Source organism: Actinomadura sp. NBRC 104412, assembly GCF_030269515.1.
Lineage (GTDB): Bacteria > Actinomycetota > Actinomycetes > Streptosporangiales > Streptosporangiaceae > Spirillospora.
This window is the reverse complement of the sequence record NZ_BSTM01000004.1, coordinates 66,530-83,198: the sequence shown is the minus strand read 5'-3', so window position 1 is coordinate 83,198 and position 16,669 is coordinate 66,530. Positions and strand designations below refer to the sequence as shown.

At 70.2% G+C, this 16,669-nt stretch carries 13 protein-coding genes; 8 read left to right on the top strand and 5 right to left on the bottom strand.

Translation table 11 applies throughout. The features are described from left to right. Window positions 1–24 precede the first annotated feature (24 nt). The 5 genes from QSK21_RS06615 to QSK21_RS06595 all read left to right on the top strand — a co-directional run bounded on the left by QSK21_RS06615 (window position 25) and on the right by QSK21_RS06595 (window position 5,879). The gene (locus tag QSK21_RS06615; RefSeq protein ID WP_285694387.1) at window positions 25–708 is read left to right on the top strand and encodes a ComF family protein; all 684 of its coding nucleotides are present in this window, start codon (window positions 25–27) and stop codon (window positions 706–708) included. Window positions 709–1,441: 733 nt separating this feature from the next. Further along, window positions 1,442–2,164, top strand: coding sequence for a ribosome hibernation-promoting factor, HPF/YfiA family (gene hpf, locus QSK21_RS06610; RefSeq protein WP_285694386.1), 723 nt, complete (start codon window positions 1,442–1,444; stop codon window positions 2,162–2,164). 244 nt (window positions 2,165–2,408) lie between these two features. Then, window positions 2,409–3,158: a response regulator gene (locus tag QSK21_RS06605; RefSeq protein ID WP_502871520.1), complete on the top strand. Its 750-nt coding sequence runs from the start codon at window positions 2,409–2,411 to the stop codon at window positions 3,156–3,158. Window positions 3,159–3,260: 102 nt separating this feature from the next. After that, the gene (locus tag QSK21_RS06600; protein WP_285694385.1) at window positions 3,261–4,478 is read left to right on the top strand and encodes a maleylpyruvate isomerase N-terminal domain-containing protein; all 1,218 of its coding nucleotides are present in this window, start codon (window positions 3,261–3,263) and stop codon (window positions 4,476–4,478) included. A 222-nt stretch (window positions 4,479–4,700) separates the two neighbouring features. Then, entirely contained in the window at window positions 4,701–5,879 is a 1,179-nt protein-coding gene (locus QSK21_RS06595; protein ID WP_285694384.1) for a winged helix-turn-helix domain-containing protein, read from the top strand. Window positions 5,880–5,937: 58 nt separating this feature from the next. Here the strand turns inward: QSK21_RS06595 and QSK21_RS06590 are convergent, their stop codons facing one another. Next, the gene (locus QSK21_RS06590) at window positions 5,938–6,366 is read right to left on the bottom strand and encodes an HGxxPAAW family protein (protein ID WP_285694383.1); all 429 of its coding nucleotides are present in this window, start codon (window positions 6,364–6,366) and stop codon (window positions 5,938–5,940) included. Between the two features lie 225 nt (window positions 6,367–6,591). Here QSK21_RS06590 and secA point away from each other — a divergent pair, with 225 nt between their 5' ends. Continuing rightward, window positions 6,592–9,474, top strand: coding sequence for a preprotein translocase subunit SecA (gene secA, locus QSK21_RS06585; protein WP_285694382.1), 2,883 nt, complete (start codon window positions 6,592–6,594; stop codon window positions 9,472–9,474). Window positions 9,475–9,579: 105 nt separating this feature from the next. On the opposite strand, the gene QSK21_RS06580 is transcribed toward secA, so the two are convergent. The 4 genes from QSK21_RS06580 to QSK21_RS06565 all read right to left on the bottom strand — a co-directional run bounded on the left by QSK21_RS06580 (window position 9,580) and on the right by QSK21_RS06565 (window position 14,200). Then, the gene (locus QSK21_RS06580; protein WP_285694381.1) at window positions 9,580–10,092 is read right to left on the bottom strand and encodes an Rv3235 family protein; all 513 of its coding nucleotides are present in this window, start codon (window positions 10,090–10,092) and stop codon (window positions 9,580–9,582) included. 182 nt (window positions 10,093–10,274) lie between these two features. Continuing rightward, entirely contained in the window at window positions 10,275–11,744 is a 1,470-nt protein-coding gene (locus tag QSK21_RS06575) for a PTS transporter subunit EIIC (RefSeq protein ID WP_285694380.1), read from the bottom strand. Window positions 11,745–11,828: 84 nt separating this feature from the next. Continuing rightward, window positions 11,829–12,569 (bottom strand): GntR family transcriptional regulator, encoded by a 741-nt coding sequence (locus QSK21_RS06570; protein WP_285694379.1) that lies wholly within the window; start codon window positions 12,567–12,569, stop codon window positions 11,829–11,831. A gap of 221 nt (window positions 12,570–12,790) precedes the next feature. Then, the gene (locus tag QSK21_RS06565) at window positions 12,791–14,200 is read right to left on the bottom strand and encodes a PTS transporter subunit EIIC (protein WP_285694378.1); all 1,410 of its coding nucleotides are present in this window, start codon (window positions 14,198–14,200) and stop codon (window positions 12,791–12,793) included. 197 nt (window positions 14,201–14,397) lie between these two features. Here QSK21_RS06565 and nagA point away from each other — a divergent pair, with 197 nt between their 5' ends. Both nagA and QSK21_RS06555 read left to right on the top strand, forming a co-directional pair. Continuing rightward, on the top strand, window positions 14,398–15,573 hold the full coding sequence (gene nagA, locus QSK21_RS06560) for an N-acetylglucosamine-6-phosphate deacetylase (RefSeq protein ID WP_285694377.1): 1,176 nt from the start codon (window positions 14,398–14,400) through the stop codon (window positions 15,571–15,573). After that, window positions 15,570–16,649: an SIS domain-containing protein gene (locus QSK21_RS06555; RefSeq protein WP_285694376.1), complete on the top strand. Its 1,080-nt coding sequence runs from the start codon at window positions 15,570–15,572 to the stop codon at window positions 16,647–16,649. Before nagA ends, QSK21_RS06555 begins: the two co-directional genes overlap by 4 nt. Window positions 16,650–16,669 lie beyond the last annotated feature (20 nt).

The window sequence follows — 16,669 nt, the reverse complement described above, 5'->3', positions numbered from 1 at the left end:
GCTTCACGCCTCATCGTTGAACGTATGAAGCTCCTGGACGACCTGCTCGACCTGCTCCTTCCTCAGCTCTGCGCCGGCTGTGGGCGCTCTCCCGCCCTTCTGTGCGCCTCGTGCCTGGCGTTCCTGACCGAGAACGTGCCCCGTCCCGCGTGGCCCGACCCGATCCCGAGGGGGCTCCCGTCCCCTTGGGCGGCCGCGAGCTACGAGGGCCCGGTGCGCGCCGCGATCGTGGCCCACAAGGAACGCGGCCGCACCCCGCTGGCGGAGCCCTTAGGCCGCGCGCTGGCCACCGCGATCAGGACGGCCGTCACCCGTCCCGGCGTGGCCGTCGTGCCCGTCCCAAGCTCGCGTGCGGCCCTGCGGAAGCGCGGCCACGACCCCACCCGGCGCATGACCGTGGCCGCCGTCCGCGCCCTGCGCACGTCCGGTACGCCCGTCACGGGCCTGGACGCGCTCTACCACCGCCGCAGGGTGGCCGACCAGGCCGGCCTGTCCCATACCGCGCGAGCGCGCAATCTGGCGGGCGCCCTGGGCGTCGTCCCAGGAGCCCCGGTGGCGGGTCGCGACATCATCCTGGTCGACGACGTCATCACCACCGGCGCCACCCTGTCCGAAGCCGCCCGCACCCTGACAGCAGCAGGCGCCCACGTCCACGCCGCCGCCACCGTAGCGACCACCCCCAGACACCACCCCTCCCGCCGCCGCTGACCGAACTAACGGAGAGGGCGGGGAGGGGACGAGGGTGAGAATGTTCGTGTGGGGTCGGTCACAGGGTGCTGAGTTACATGGAGTAGCGGACGGGGGTCCGGTTTAGTCGGGACGCTCCGTGAATGGGGGTCGGCCAATGGTCACGTCGAGTGATGTGAACGGTAGAGATCTGTCAAACTCACCGGCTGGTCAGACAGCCATGACCTGCGCCGGTGATGGACGGGGGATGCACGCGGATTACGTTGGTGCAACGGCTTGTGAGCGGGTTCGGAGGGGGTGAGGCAGGTGGCGGCGCGGGCATCGGTGATGACCGTCCGTGAGTATTTCCTGGCGTCACCCCCCTGACATTCATGGCGTAAGCGGTTAGCGTTCCTGACATGGCACCCGCCCGGGTCCGTGGTTGCGTCGGATGGCGGCGCTCGTCAGGAGCGTGGCAGCCGGTCCGGCAAGCCGATGCCAGGCGCAGGCGAAACGGCCCACGTAAGGCGACTTCTCGTCGACCGATCACGGTGCGCCTTAGAGGTAAGTCCTGCCCCGTCGAGGGATCCGACATCCCCCGAACCGGGAGAAGGGCAGTAGTGGCGAGAGCGCCGCGAGCCCCTCAGCAGGCGGATGTGGGGACGAAGACCAGGTCGGCCGGGCGGGTGCGACCCCAGCGGATCGTGACGCCCGTCCCGCTCGTCCGAAGGGGCGGGGCGGGCGAAGATCGCAATCGGGAGAAGGGGGGTCCCGCGTGGACATCACCGTGAGGGGCCGTCACACCGACGTCAACGACAGGTTCCGGCGCCACGTCGACACCAAGCTGGCCAAGATCGAACGGCTGGACCGCAAGGTCATGAGGGTCGATGTCGAGGTATCGCAGGAACGCAACCCGCGCCAGGCCGACCAGTGGGAACGGGTCGAGCTCACGATCCGCTCCAAGGGCCCGGTGATCCGGGCCGAGGCCGCGGCGGACGATCGGTACGGAGCCCTCGACCTGGCCTTGGGCAAGCTGGAGTCCAAGCTGCGCCGCGAACACGACCGCAGGAAGGTCCACCACGGCAACCGGTCACCGGCCAAGCTCGCGACCATGGAGGCGATTCCCGACGCCACCGCGGACGCGGCGCCCGCGCCACAGGGCAAGGCCAGGAACGCCCGATCCCTGCCCGCGAAGCCCGCACAGGCCGACTCCGTACAGGCCGACCCTGCACAGGCCGACCCGGCCCCGGCGACGGCCGGCGACAAGGAGAGGGCGGACGAGCATCTGGTGCCGATCCCGACGGAGGGCGACTGCCCGCTCGTCGTGCGTGAGAAGTTCCACAAGGCCGACCCGATGGGCATCGAACAGGCGCTTTTCGAGATGGAACTGGTCGGTCACGACTTCTTCCTCTTCCGGGACAAGGCCACGGGCCACCCTTCCGTCGTATACAGGAGGAGAGGCTGGGACTACGGCGTCATCCGGCTCGTTGAGGAGTGATGTGCGGCATGCGTCACGTCGCGGTCGAGAGCGTGTCATGATCTAGAAAGGCGTCAACACAGCAAGCCGCGGACGCGGTGGTCCGGGGCAGTAGGGATCCGCGCCGAGCGCGCGCTTCCGAGGTGAGTCCTCGGCGGTGGACGGTCCCGCCCCCCGGTCCGCCCCCCGCCCGCGTGCCCCTCCGTTCCATCCAAGACCTCAGAGTGAAGGGGGGAAGCGGCGTATCCTCCACGCCGCGACTCAGGTGAGCGAGAATCCCCAGGCTCGCGGCGCCGCGGCGGCACCCCGGCAGGCCGCCTCCGGCGACACCCCGGCAGGCGAGGGCCCCGCCGATCCCATCCGCGTGCTCATCGTGGACGACCACGCGCTGTTCCGCCGCGGCCTGGAGATGGTGCTGCAGGGCGAGGACGACATCGAGGTCATCGGTGAGGGCGGGGACGGCCACGAGGCGGTCGAGATGGCGGGCGACCTGCTACCCGACGTCGTCCTCATGGACATCCGCATGCCGCGCCGCAGCGGCATCGAAGCCTGCACGGCGATCAAGGAAGCGGCGCCCAGCGCCAAGATCGTGATGCTGACCATCAGCGACGAGGAGGAGGACCTCTTCGAGGCGATCAAGGCCGGGGCCAGCGGCTATCTGCTCAAGGAGATCTCCATCGACGAGGTGCCGCAGGCGGTGCGCGCCGTCCACGGCGGCCAGTCGCTGATCAGCCCCTCGATGGCGTCCAAGCTGATCACGGAGTTCGCGGCGCTGGCCAAGCGCAGCGAGGAGCGCACGCAGCAGGTTCCCGCCCCCCGCCTCACGGAACGCGAGATGGAGGTGCTGCGCCTGGTCGCCCGCGGCCTGGGCAACCGGGAGATCGCCCGGGAGCTGTTCATCTCCGAGAACACCGTCAAGAACCACGTCCGGAACATTCTGGAGAAGTTGCAGTTGCACTCCAGGATGGAGGCCGTGGTATACGCGGTAAGGGAGAAGCTCCTCGAGATCACCTGAGGGGCGCCGCGGGTTACCGGGACGTCGGTGGTCACAGAGGATCTTCATCCGGCCCGGCCTCCACGAGCGAAGAGTGAACGCCGGGCCAAGGAGGGGATCACCATGACGGCGTCGCACCGGGACGTGGCGCCCCTGCTGGCTGCCTGGGCGATCGGCGCCTGCTCGCCGCAGGAGGCCGCCCTCGTCCGAGAACACCTGGCCGACTGCGCCGAATGCGCTGACGAAAGCCGCCGCCTGATCGCCTCAACGAACCCCGCCACCCCTCAGGCCCCTGACGACCCGCTACCTGATTCCCCAATGCCCGGCGCTCCCGTCCCGGTACCTGATGATCCGAAGCTGGTGCCTGGGGGGTTGCGGGCTCGGGTTCTGGGGGCTGCGGTGGGGCGGCGGGCGCCCGCGCCTGTGGTGCCTGAGTTCGCGGCGCCGTACGCGGCGCAGGTCTCCGTGCTGGACGCGCTGCTGGCTGAGCTGAGCGCAGGGGAATGGGCGACCACGGTCATCTATGACTGGAACGTTCAAGACGTCGTGGCGCATCTGTCCGCCACCGATCGTTTGTTGCTTGAGCAACTTCCGGCGATGTCGCAGGGAGACACCGGCGATGCTGATCGCCGATCTGGCGCGTCGGGAAACGATGTCCGTGGGAACGGGGGCCGGCGGGATGCCTCTGGGCTGGGCTCTGGAGGTCCGGGGGTCCGTGCGGGCGCTGGTTCGCCGCAGGAGGGTGCTGGGCGGTCCGGGGTCGAGGGAGGGGGTGGTGAGAATCGGGTGGAGGCTTATACGGCTGAGGCGATCCGGTTCGAGCGCGGGCGGCGTGTTGAGGAGACCTGGGGTAGTTGGCGCAGCCAGGCGCGGGAGCTTTGTGCCCGGCTGAACGCTCTGGAGGCCGGGCGGAAGGTCAACATCCTGCAGCCGATGCGGTTGGACAACGCGGTCGTCGCTCGTGCCTTCGAGACGTGGGTGCACAGCACGGACATCGCCAAGGTCGTTGGGCGGAACCTGCCTGCTCCTCTGCCTCAGCACCTCCACGCCATCGCCGCTCTTGGGGTGCGTGCCCTTCCGGCGGCCTGGTCGTTGCGCGGGCTGAGCCCTGAAGGACGGGCGAGGGTCGTGCTGGACGGCCCTGGGGGAGGCGACTGGCTCGTGACGCTGGGCGGGGACGGTGCGGCGGCGCCGGTGGTCACGCTGCGGATGGACGCCCTGGAGTTCTGCATGCTGGCCGCCGACCGTCGCGATCCCTCCAGCGTGGCCGCGTCCATCAGCGGGGACCAGACGATAGGCCGCCACCTGCTCGAGGCCGCGCCTGCCTTCGCCGGGCCATGAGGACCGGGCCGCGTGCTTTGACGAGCCTCCCGGACGGACGTTCGGCAGGTTTCGGGTCAAGCGGCGCGGCTTGGGCGGTTCGGGGGAGTGGCTGGGCGCTGGGCCTTTGAGGTTCCGCCTCCTGTCGATTGCCTGACCGGCCCTGCCGTGGACGGTGCGGAGCGGGTGCCCTTGGGAACCGGCAATCGGGTTTTGTCGGTGTTGTCGCTTAGCATCGGCGGCGTGGATGGCATCGAACTCAGCGCGGACGAGGCACGGCGGTTGCAGCTTCGCGCTCAGGGGCTGCTCGGGTCGGGCCTGCGGCGTGGCGGGATACGGGGGTTGCTGGGCGCGCTGGGCGCCGTCCAACTCGACACCATCTCCGTCCTGGCGCGTTCGCACGAGCTGGTGCCGTACGCGCGGCTCGGCGCCATCGGGCGGGACGCGGTCGAGGCGGCCTACTGGGGCGAGGGCGCGGGCTTCGAGTACTGGGCTCACGCGGCCTCGGTGCTTCCGCTGGAGGATTGGCCGCTGTTCTCGTTCAGGCGTCGGGCGTTCCGGGCGCGGGGGTGGCGCTGGCACAAGGTGCCCGAGGGCGTGTGCGAGGACGTCCTGAAGAGGCTCAGCGCCGAAGGGCCGCTGACCACCAGAGAGCTGGGCGGGGCTAAGGCGGGCGGCGACTGGTGGCAGTGGAGCGACCACAAGATCGCGATCGAGTGGCTGCTGGACATCGGCGAGGTCGTGTGCGTCCGGCGGATCGGGTGGCGGCGCGTCTATGACCTGGCGGAACGGGCGATCCCGTCCCGGCTGCTCGACAAGGACCCGGACGACACCGAGTGCCTGACCGGCCTGGTCGCCCGGTCGGCGCGGTATCTCGGCGTCGGGACGCGGACGGACCTGGCCGACTACTACCGGTTGAGGGCCGACCAGGTCGACGCGGTGGCGGAGGCGGCGGGGCTCGTCCCGGTCAAGGTCCAGGGCTGGCGCAACGGGGCGTGGGCCGACCCCGGGGCGCTGGCCGAGCCGGTACGGGGGCGGCACGCGACGACGCTGCTGTCGCCGTTCGACTCGCTGGTCTGGGACAGGGCCCGGACGTCACGGATGTTCGGGTTCGATCATCGCCTGGAGGCGTACGTGCCCAAGGCCAAGCGCGTCCACGGGTACTTCGCGATGCCGCTGCTGGCCGGAGGGCGCCTGCTGGGAAGGGTCGATCCGGCACGTGAGGGACGCACTCTGGTCGCCCGGCAGATCTCCTTGGAGCCCTGGGCGGTGAAGACGGCCGCCCGGAGGGGGACGGCCTTCGACGCCCTGCGCACCGCCTTGTGGCGTGCGGCGGAGTGGGTCGGATGCGACGCCGTACGGGTGGAGAAGGTCAATCCCTCCGAACTGGCGTCCCTGCTCGTGCTCGACCCGCCGGATTAGCCGCTGAGGCCCTGGGCGTTGGCTCAGGGTCGGCCCAGTACGTGCGCCGGGGGAATGCTCAACCGTGCGGGGTGTGTTGGGTATCGGTGTGGACGGGCTTGTCGAGTGTTTCACCGGCCCGGCCGCCGCGCCGTTTGGCTGAGCGGCTGCCGAAGACGGAGTAGTCGACGATCTCGGGGATCACCCTCGGGGCGTCCACCACGACATCGGAGAAGATCTTCACTACCCCGCCGACGATGCAGCCCACCACGATGATCGCGACGCCGATCCAGAACATGACCCAGGACGGGCCGATGGTCAGCGCGACCCCGCCGACGACGAAGCCGGTGATCATGATCGCGACGGCCACCCAGGAACCGGGGCGGCCGGCGTGCGAGCCGTGGCTCTCCTCGGGAAGGTACTTGTCCTCTGAGCCGGAGGGCGGCGCCTTCCGCTGTTCTTCGGAGCCGTCGTCGTCCTTCCGGGTGCCGGGGGCTTTCTCGGACATTTCACGCTCCCCTCGATCCGTGTACCGGGACCGAGTGATCCCGATGGGGCCTTAGAACCGCACCGAAGGGTCTTCCTCGCACCCGGAAAGCCAAACGGGACGCGCCGCGCGGATTGCGTCGCGACGTGACCTAGACCATTCTGGGTCTCGCCTACGATGGCATCGTACGTGTGGTGTGCGTGCCGCCCGAAGCGGTGACCCACGATCTGCAAGGAGCCTCCGAGAGTGCCGCCAGTCATCGATAAGATCCTTCGTGCGGGCGAGGGAAAAACCCTGCGCAAGCTCAAGAAGCTCGCGGATCAGGTCAACTCGATCGAGGAAGACTTCCTCGAGATGAGCGATGCCGAGTTGCGCGAGCTGACCGACAAGTACCGGGAGCGCCTCGCCGACGGCGAGACCCTGGACGACCTGCTTCCCGAGGCGTTCGCCACCGCCCGTGAGGCGGCCAAACGCGTGCTGGGGCAGCGGCACTACGACGTGCAGGTGATGGGTGGTGCCGCGCTGCACCTCGGCAACATCGCGGAGATGAAGACCGGTGAGGGCAAGACCCTGACCTCGGTGCTGCCCGCGTACCTCAACGCCCTGACCGGCGACGGCGTGCACATCGTCACCGTCAACGACTACCTGGCCAAGCGCGACGCCGAGTGGATGGGCCGTGTGCACCAGTTCCTCGGCCTCGACGTGGGCGTCATCCTCCCGCAGATGACCCCGGAGGAGCGCCGCGCCGCCTACAACGCCGACATCACCTACGGCACCAACAACGAGTTCGGGTTCGACTACCTGCGCGACAACATGGCCTGGAGCCTGGACGAGTGCGTCCAGCGCGGCCACCACTTCGCGATCGTGGACGAGGTCGACTCGATCCTGATCGACGAGGCCCGGACGCCGCTGATCATCTCCGGTCCGGCCGAGCAGAACTCCAAGTGGTACGCCGAGTTCGCCAAGATCGTCCCGCGGCTGAAGCGGGCCGAGCTGATCAGCACCGCCGGGCAGGTGGACCAGTACGGCCCGGGTGACTACGAGGTCAACGAGAAGAAGCGCACGGTCGGCATCACCGAGTCCGGCGTGGAGAAGGTCGAGGACTGGCTCGGCATCGACAACCTGTACGACTCGGTCAACACGCCGCTGGTGAGCTTCCTCAACAACGCGCTGAAGGCCAAGGAGCTGTACAAGCGCGACAAGGACTACGTCGTCATGAACGGCGAGGTCCTGATCGTGGACGAGTTCACCGGCCGCATCCTGCACGGCCGCCGCTACAACGAGGGCATGCACCAGGCCATCGAGGCCAAAGAGGGCGTGGCCATCAAGGACGAGAACCAGACCCTCGCCACGATCACCCTGCAGAACTACTTCCGGCTGTACGAGAAGCTCAGCGGGATGACCGGTACCGCCCAGACCGAGGCGGCCGAGTTCAACAAGACCTACAAGATCGGCGTCGTGCCGATCCCGACCAACGAGCCGATGATCCGCGACGATGTCGCCGACGTCGTCTACAAGACCGAGCAGGCCAAGTTCGAGGCGGTCGTCGACGACATCGCCGAGCGGCACGAGAAGGGCCAGCCGGTCCTGGTCGGCACCACCTCGGTGGAGAAGTCGGAGCGGCTGAGCAAGATGCTGCGCCGCCGCGGGATCCCGCACCAGGTGCTGAACGCCAAGCACCACGAGCAGGAGAGCGCGATCGTCGCGGAGGCCGGCCGTATCGGCGCGGTCACCGTCGCGACCAACATGGCCGGCCGTGGCACCGACATCATGCTCGGCGGCAACCCCGACTTCCGCGCCGACCTGGAGCTGCACGGCCGCGGGCTGTCCCCGCTGGAGACGCCCGAGGAGTACGAGGCGGCCTGGCCGGAGGCGCTGGAGAAGGCCAAGGAGGCCGTCAAGGGCGAGTACGAGAAGGTCGTGGAGGCCGGCGGCCTGTACGTGTTGGGCACCGAGCGGCACGAGTCGCGGCGGATCGACAACCAGCTACGCGGTCGTTCCGGTCGGCAGGGCGACCCGGGCGAGTCCCGGTTCTACCTGTCCCTGGAGGACGACCTGATGCGGCTGTTCAACTCCGCCAGGGTCGAGTCGATCATGACGCGCCTGAACATCCCGGACGACGTGCCGATCGAGTCCAAGATCGTGTCGAACGCGATCAAGTCGGCGCAGAGCCAGGTGGAGCAGCAGAACTTCGAGATGCGCAAGAACGTCTTGAAGTACGACGAGGTACTGAACCGGCAGCGCCAGGTCATCTACGCCGAGCGCCGCAAGGTGCTGGAGGGCGAGGACCTGCACGAGCAGGTCCGCAACATGATCGACGAGGTCGTGGACGGCTATGTGGCGGGCGCCACCGCCGAGGGCTTCGCCGAGGAATGGGACCTGGACAAGCTCTGGAAGGCGTTCAAGCAGCTCTACCCGATCTCGGTGACCGTGGACGAGCTGGTCGAGGAGGTCGGCGAGATCTCCGCGCTGGACGCCGAGACCCTGGCCGAGAAGATCCGCGAGGACGCGCAGGCCGCGTACGACAAGCGCGAGGAGGAGCTCGGCCCCGAGGTCATGCGGGAGCTGGAGCGCCGCGTGGTGCTGTCGGTGCTGGACCGCAAGTGGCGCGAGCACCTGTACGAGATGGACTACCTGCAGGAGGGCATCGGCCTGCGGGCGATGGCGCAGCGCGACCCGCTGGTGGAGTACCAGCGCGAGGGCTACGACATGTTCAACGCCATGCTCGACGGCATCAAGGAGGAGTCGGTCGGCTACCTGTTCAACCTCGAGGTCGAGGTCGACGAGCAGCCGGCGGCCCCCACGGTGGGCGCCGAGCCCGTCGAGGTGTCCAAGTCCGCCCCGTCCGGCAAGGTCTCCACGGAGAAGAAGGTCTCCACGGAGAAGAAGGCCAAGGACGCGGAGGAGCCCAAGGACGAGACGCCGCAGATCAAGGCGAAGGGCCTGGACAAGCCCAAGCGCGCCAAGAAGCTGGACTACTCGGCCCCGACGGTCGACGGTGAGGGCGGCGTCGAGCACCACAGCGAGGACTCCAAGGACCAGTACGCCGGGGTCTCCCGCAACGACCCGTGTCCCTGCGGGTCGGGCAAGAAGTTCAAGCGCTGCCACGGCGACCCGCGCAACCGGTAGTCGCCGTCCAGTGGCCACCGAAGCGTCGGCCCCGGAAGGATTCCCCTTCCGGGGCCGACGCTTATTCGACAGCGGTGCGAGGGCGAAGGCGCTGGTGCTGGTCGGTCACCGCGCCCGTTGGGCGGCCGGGATGGTGGTTTCCAGGGCGGTGCAGCGCCAGTCGCCTCGGGTGTGTTCGAGGCGTACGGCGAGGGCGTGGACGTGGCCGCCCAGCCTGACCACGGCGCCCGTTTCCAGGGCGCCGGGTACGAGGTCCTGAAGCCACGTCCGCAGGATCCGTGGAGGCGCCACCGGGGTCCGCCGCGCGGGCGTCCGCTGGACGGCCAGGCCCTGCCACACGTCCGGGACGGCGCGTCCGGCGAGGTGCCGGGGAGGGCGCGTCCCGGCGAGCACCTCGATGATCAGCCGGAGGGTGGTCTCGGCGGTCTCGCGTGGAGGCGGCGCGCCGACCACCGACAGGTGCGTTCGTCGCCGTTCCCGGGCCGCGTTCCCAGGAGCGAGCGCGAGGGCGCCGTCGGTGCGCGGGGGTCCGATCCGCGCGCTGATCCGTACGACGGTGGGACGGCGCGTCGCGGGGCGTCCGGGTACAAGGGCCGGGAGATGGCGGGTTTCGCGCATGGGGGCTCCTCGGGAGGCGGCGATGTCCACCACCACCAGAGGCACGCGCCCACCGCTTGATACGCGCGTGACCTCATGCGGCCACGCGAAGGCCAAAGGAGAACGGCGGCGGGCGTCGTGTGTGGGGGCGACGCCCGCCGCCGTTGGGGACGAGTCCTCCTGTGGGCGTGGGGGGAGGACCCTCAGGTCGTGCCGTCTGTGGGCTTGTTCTCCTTCGAGGCCGTCTCACCCGACGACGAGGACGGCGTGGATGACGCCGACGACGCGGGCGCGGCGGCGCCGGCGAGTTCGGGTTGGGCGGCAGGGTCGGCGGCGGTGGATTCCTCGCCCTCGGGTTCCCGGCCGGGGGTCGGGATGTTCAGCGCCCGGATCAGGAAGCTGAACAGCAGGTAGTAGATGACCGCGTAGATCAGTCCCAGGACGATCAGCCCGAACAGGTTCTTGGTGTTGTCCCTCGACGCGTTGATGAGCATGTCGATGGCTCCGGCGGAGAAGCTGAAGCCGAGCTTCATGTTCAGCGCGTCCGCGATGGCCATCGAGACGCCGGTGAGCACGGCGTGCACGCCGAACAGGATCGGGGCGACGAAGATGAACGCGAACTCGATGGGCTCGGTGATACCGGTGACGAACGCGGTCAGAGCGGCGGAGAACATGATGCCACCGACGGCCTTGCGGCGGTGCGGGGGCGCCGCCCGCCAGATGGCCAGTGCGGCCGCAGGCAGGGCGAACATCAGCACGGGGAAGTAACCGGCCATTGACCAGCCGGCGCCGTCCGCGCCGTTGGCGTAGCAGATGAGGTCGCCGGCGTAGGTCTTGCCGTTGACGGTGCACTCCGGGACCTGCGTCCAGACGACGTTGTTGGGGATGTGGTGCAGGCCCAGCGGGAGCAGCAGCCGGTTGATCACGCCGTAAACGCCGGCGCCGACGGTGCTGTTGTCCGCCATCCACTCGCCGAAGGAGGCCATCCACTTGCCGAGGAAGGGCCAGACGAAGCCGAAGACGATGCCGATGATCATCGCGGCGAACGCGGTGATGATCGGGACGAACCGGCGGCCGCCGAAGAAGGCCAGCCAGGTGGGCAGCTTGATCCGGTAGTACCGCTGGTAGAGCAGGGCGGTGACGATCCCGATCACGATGCCGCCCAGGACCCTGGTCGGGTTCTGCGCCGCCAGGTCGAGGACGGCTTGGGGTTCGGCGGGATTATCCGGGTTGTACAGGTTCTTGGTGATCCCGGCCTTGAGTGCCTCGTCGAACCGGATGAAGAACACGTTCATGCTGACGTAGTGGAAGACCATGTAGCCGACCACGGCGGCCAGCGCGGTCGAGCCATCGGACCTCCTGGCGAAGCCGACGGCGATGCCCACCGCGAACAGCAGCGGCAGCCAGTCGAACAGGGCGCCGCCCGCGGCCTGGAGGACCGTCGCGATCTGGCCGGCGCTGGGGTACCAGGACGTGCCCGCGAAGTCGATCCACGGGTCCTTGGTCTGGTCGTTCCCGATGACGTCGCCGAAGCCCAGCCGGGTGAGCAGCCCAGCCGCCGGGAGGACGGCGATCGGGAGCATCAGGCTGCGGCCGATGCGCTGCAGGACCGCCAGCGTCTTCGACCCTGGACGTGGCGCAGCGGTCCCGTCCACTGCGGTTGTCGAACTCATCAGGGGCTCCTCCAATATCGGGGGGTGACCGGCGCTGGTGCGGCCGGCCTGTTCGGGCTGGAGACGAGGGCCCGGACGGGCGGTTTACGTCCGTCTCGGCGGATTTCCGAGAGCGGTGTGGATCTGGTAGCGGTCGGCCCGGTAGGTCGATACGCCGAGTTCCGCGCAGACGCCCCCGGAGTAGGAGCGGCGTTGCAGGTTCAGCACGGCGCTGCCCCGGGGGATCTGCAGGTGCCTGGCCTCGGTGGCGTCGGCGAGCCCGGCGTCGATGGTCTGGTCGCCGGCGTCGAAGACCAGCCCGTACACCGCCTCCAGGACGCCGTACAGGGACCGGTCGGCCAGCCTCCGGTCGAGCAGGTCGGGGGCCAGCGAGGCCAGGATGTGCGAGCGTTCCACCGCCATCGGCTCGCCGTCGGCGGTGCGCAGCCGTTCGATGATGTGGATGTCGGTGCCCTGCTCGACCTCGAAGATGCGGGCGAGCCGGGCGTCGGCGGGCACGGTGCGGCGGTCGAGGTCGACCGCGCCCGGGCGCAGCCCGCGCGACAGCATGTCCTCGGTGAACGAGACGAGCCGGAGCGGCATCTCGATCTTGGGACGTGCCACGAACGTGCCCTTGCCCGGGACCCGGTACAGCCGTCCCTCCGCCACCAACTGGTCCACGCCCTGGCGGACCGTCATCCGGGACAGCCCGTACCGGGCGCACAGCTCCCTCTCGGACGGGATCGGCGCGTCGACCGGCAGCTCCGCCCCCTCGATCATGTCGAGGAGAATGCCCCGGAGCTGGAAGTACTTGGGCACCGGGCTGTGCGGGTCGATGGTCGTCACGGGCTTCCTCGCGGGCCGGGTCAGAGCGGCGGGACTTCCGTTTCGCCGTGTTCGCCTGTTCGTGCGTGGTCGTGCTGGGTCATACTGGGTCGTACTGGTCTAGGCCGGACTAGACCACAGCCCGCGACGGCATGTCAATGCATGATTCAATAACGACCGGATTTCGCCAGGGACGCCTCCCGCGATGAGAATTTCCAGGTCAGTGGCCGTTCGGGGGGCCTTCAGCGGGGGTCTTCCTCCGGTTCGCGGCCCGGGGTCGGCAGGTCGAAGCGCCGGATGACGAAGCTGAAGACCGCGTAGTACAGCACGAAGTAGACCACCCCGAGCCCGACGATCAGGGGCAGCTCGCGCGTGTTGTCCTTGGTGGCGTTGAGCAGCAGGTCGATCAGCCCGGCCGAGAAGCTGAACCCGAGCTGCGCGCCCACCGCCGCCATCAGGTACGTGGACACGCCCGTGAGCACCACGTGGATCCCGTACAGGGCGGGCGCCACGAACATGAACGAGAACTCGATCGGCTCGGTCACGCCGCAGACGAACGCGGTCAGCGCCGCCGACACCATCAGCCCGCCGACCGCGCCGCGCCGGTGCGGGGGCGCGGCCCGCCAGATCGCCACGGCGGCGCCCGGCAGCCCGAACATCAGCACGGGGAAGTACCCGGCCAGGAACCTTCCGGCCTCCGGGTCCCCCGCCATATAGCGGTCGATCTCCCCGTGCGCGACACCGCCCGCCGCCTCGTAGCCGCCGAAGACGAACCAGACCAGCGAGTTGAGGATGTGGTGCAGGCCGAACGGCAGCAGCAGCCGGTTGGCCACCCCGTAGATCCCCGCGCCGGCCGCGCCGAGCCCGGTGATCCATTCGCCGAACGAGTCGATCCAGCCGCCCAGCGCGGGCCAGACCAGCCCGAACGCGACCCCGAGCAGCAGCGCGGCGGCCGCGCTGACGATGGGGACGAACCGGCGTCCGCCGAAGAAGGCCAGCCAGGACGGCAGCCTGGTCTTGTAGAAGCGCTGGAAGAGCAGGGCGACCAGCAGGCCCACCACGATCCCGCCCAGGACCTGGGTCGGGTTCTGGGCGCCCAGGTCGATGGCCTGGGCGCCGGTGGGCGACCCGCCCAGGGCCGGCCCGGCGGTGGTCACGGAGTCGCGGAGCTGCTCCGAGTGCGCGAACATGACCTTGGTGACCCGGTCGAACACCAGGTAGGCGACCACGGCCGACAGCGCGGTGGAGCCGTCGGCGCGGCGGGCGAAGCCGATCGCCACCCCCACCGCGAACAGGATGGGCAGGTTGTCCATCACCGCGCCCCCGGCCGCGGCGAACACGTCGGCGACCCTCGTCCAGCCGAGCCCGTCCGGGCCCAGCAGGTCGTCCTGGCCCAGGCGGAGCAGGATCCCCGCCGCCGGCAGCGTCGCGATCGGCAGCATGAGGCTGCGGCCGATGCGCTGCAGCACCGTGAACGCCGCGGGCCAGCCGCCACCGCGGCCCCGCCGCGCGCCGCCCCGCCCGCCCCTTCCGTCGTCGCCGAGCAGCGCCGGGGACGTGCCCGGCCCGCCGGTCCCGCCGACGCCCCCCGCCGTGCCGGTGCCGCCCGCGCCGCCCGCCGCGTCCCGGCCGGTGCCGTGTTCGTACGCCATGGAGCCCAAGGTCCGACGACCTCCCCCGAAGAGATCCGGAGCGATCCAGCGGACCGAAGCGTGGAACGTCGGTTTGCTGGCGCTCTATCTGTTTCGTTGACTTGTGGGATATGGTGCGTACTGGTCTAGTCCGGACTAGACCAGTACGCCGCCAAGGCGGCGATCCGTGTTCACGGAGTCACAGAGAGTGCGCGCTCATGGCATCACTTCTGGTCACCGCTAGCAGCGTGATTGCCTCCCCTGAGGATGGCTTTACCCGCGTCTTGTCCCCGGGATACGTCCGGATGGAAAACGGCGTGGTGGTCGACGTGGGCGAGGGACGTCCCGGGAGCGCGCCCGACGTCGAGCTGGACGGCGGAACGCTGGCGCCCGGACTCGTCGACCTCCAGGTCAACGGGTATTACGGGTTCGACATGGTGGACGCCGACCAGGCCGGCTGGCGCACCGTCGTGAGCCGGCTGCCGGAGACCGGGGTGACCTCGTTCCTGCCCACGTTCATCACCGCGCCCGTCGAGGCGCTGGTCGGGGCGCTGCGCCGCACCCGCGACCTGCTGCCCGCGCTGCCGGAGAACACCACCCGCGTGCTGGGCGTCCACCTGGAGGGGCCGTTCCTCTCCGAGAAGCGCAAGGGCGCGCACAACGCCGCGTACCTCACCGACCCCACACCCGAGGCGATCGGCGCGCTGCTGGAGACCGGGCTGGTCAAGCTGGTCACCCTCGCCCCCGAACGGAACGGCGCGCTGGAGGCCATCCGGACCCTGGTGGCCAACGGAGTGCTGGTCAGCGTGGGGCACAGCGACGCGACCGCCGGCCAGGTCGCCGCGGCGGCCGACGCCGGGGCGCGCAAGGTCACCCACATCTTCAACGCCCAGTCCGGCGTCCATCACCGCGATCCGGGCGTGGCCGTGCAGGCGCTCGCCGACACCCGGCTGAGTCCCGGCCTCATCCTCGACCTGCACCACGTGTCCGCGCCCGCCTGCCGGCTGGTGTTCCAGGCGGCGGCCGGACGGGTCGTGCTGGTCACCGACGCCGCCGCGTCGGCCGGGATGCCGCCCGGCACCTACGACCTGGGCGGGGAGCCCATCGAGATGCCCGCGGAAGGCCCGCCGCTCCGCGCCGACGGCACGATCGCCGGTTCCGCGCTGCGCCTGGACGAGGCGATCGCCAACGCCGTGCGGATCGGGGTGGACCCGGTCACCGCCGTCGACGCGGCCACCCGCGTGCCCGCCGACCTGATCGGCCGTCCCGACCTGGGGCGCATCGCCCGCGGCGCCGCGGCCGACCTGGTGTGGCTGGACGAGGGGCACCGAGCGCGTGCCACCTGGATCGCGGGGCATGAGGTGTACTCGAGAGACCGGCGGGGGGACGCATGACGATGACCACCACCAGGATGCGCGCGGAGATCGGCGAGCAGCCCGAGGCGCTGCGCAGGACGATCGACGCGCTGCTGCCGCGCGTCCCCGACCTGGCCGCGCTGGCCGGGGAGACCCGGCAGGTGCTGTTCATCGCGCGCGGCTCGTCCGACAACGCCGCCGTGTACGGGCGGTACCTGGTGGAGTCGCACGCCGGGCGGCTCGCGTCGCTGGCGGCCCCGTCCATCGCCACCACCTACCGGGGCAGGCTGGACCTGGACGGGGTGCTGGCCGTCGCGATCAGCCAGTCCGGCAAGACCGAGGAGATCGTCGAGACCCTGGACTGGGCGGCCGGCTGCGGCGCCAGGACCGTCGCGATCACCAACGGGGACGGCTCGCCGCTGGCCGAGAGCGCCGAGGTAGCGCTGATCACCGAGGCCGGGGCGGAGATCGCCGTCCCCGCCACCAAGACCTACACCACCCAGCTCGCCGCGCTCGCCGTCCTCGCGATCGGGCTGGGCGCCCAGGAAGGCGGGCCGGCGGGCGGGGGCGGACCGCTTGACATCGCCGACCTGCGCCGGGCGCCCGACGAGGTGGCCCGGCTGATCGAGCTGACCGAGGCGTCCGACCAGCTCCCCGAGATCGTGGCGGAACTGGCGGAGGTGCAGGGCACGGTCGTGTCCGGCCGCGGCATCGCGTTCGGCACCGCCCTGGAGCTCGCCCTCAAGATCAAAGAGGCGTGCTACCTGCACGCCATGGGCCTGTCGTACGCCGATCTGCTGCACGGGCCCATCGCCGTGGTGGACGACCGGACCCCGGCGCTGCTGGTCGCGGCGGACTCCGGGCCGACCCTGCCGGGGACGGTGGCGCTGGCGCACCGGGTCCGCGACGCGGGCGCCCGAGCGTACGGTGTCGGTGGCGGCCCCGGGCTCGCCGCGGCCTGCTCGCGCGCGCTGCCCGGCCCGGACCTGCCCGAGTGGGTGGCGCCGCTGGGACTGATCGTCCCGGGGCAGATCCTGGTCGAGGCGCTGGCCCGCAGGCTCGGCGCCGACCCCGACGTTCCCCGAGGACTCAACAAGGTGACCCAGACCGACTGACGACCGCGACCGGATCCCCC

Coding starts and splice junctions, on each gene's coding strand:
- QSK21_RS06600 (WP_285694385.1), top strand. CDS start 3,261: ATGACGGCGTCGCACCGGGACGTGGCGCCCCTGCTGGCTGCCTGGGCG.
- QSK21_RS06555 (WP_285694376.1), top strand. CDS start 15,570: ATGACGATGACCACCACCAGGATGCGCGCGGAGATCGGCGAGCAGCCC.
- QSK21_RS06575 (WP_285694380.1), bottom strand. CDS start 11,744: ATGAGTTCGACAACCGCAGTGGACGGGACCGCTGCGCCACGTCCAGGG.
- QSK21_RS06615 (WP_285694387.1), top strand. CDS start 25: ATGAAGCTCCTGGACGACCTGCTCGACCTGCTCCTTCCTCAGCTCTGC.
- nagA (WP_285694377.1), top strand. CDS start 14,398: ATGGCATCACTTCTGGTCACCGCTAGCAGCGTGATTGCCTCCCCTGAG.
- QSK21_RS06590 (WP_285694383.1), bottom strand. CDS start 6,366: ATGTCCGAGAAAGCCCCCGGCACCCGGAAGGACGACGACGGCTCCGAA.
- QSK21_RS06565 (WP_285694378.1), bottom strand. CDS start 14,200: ATGGCGTACGAACACGGCACCGGCCGGGACGCGGCGGGCGGCGCGGGC.
- QSK21_RS06580 (WP_285694381.1), bottom strand. CDS start 10,092: ATGCGCGAAACCCGCCATCTCCCGGCCCTTGTACCCGGACGCCCCGCG.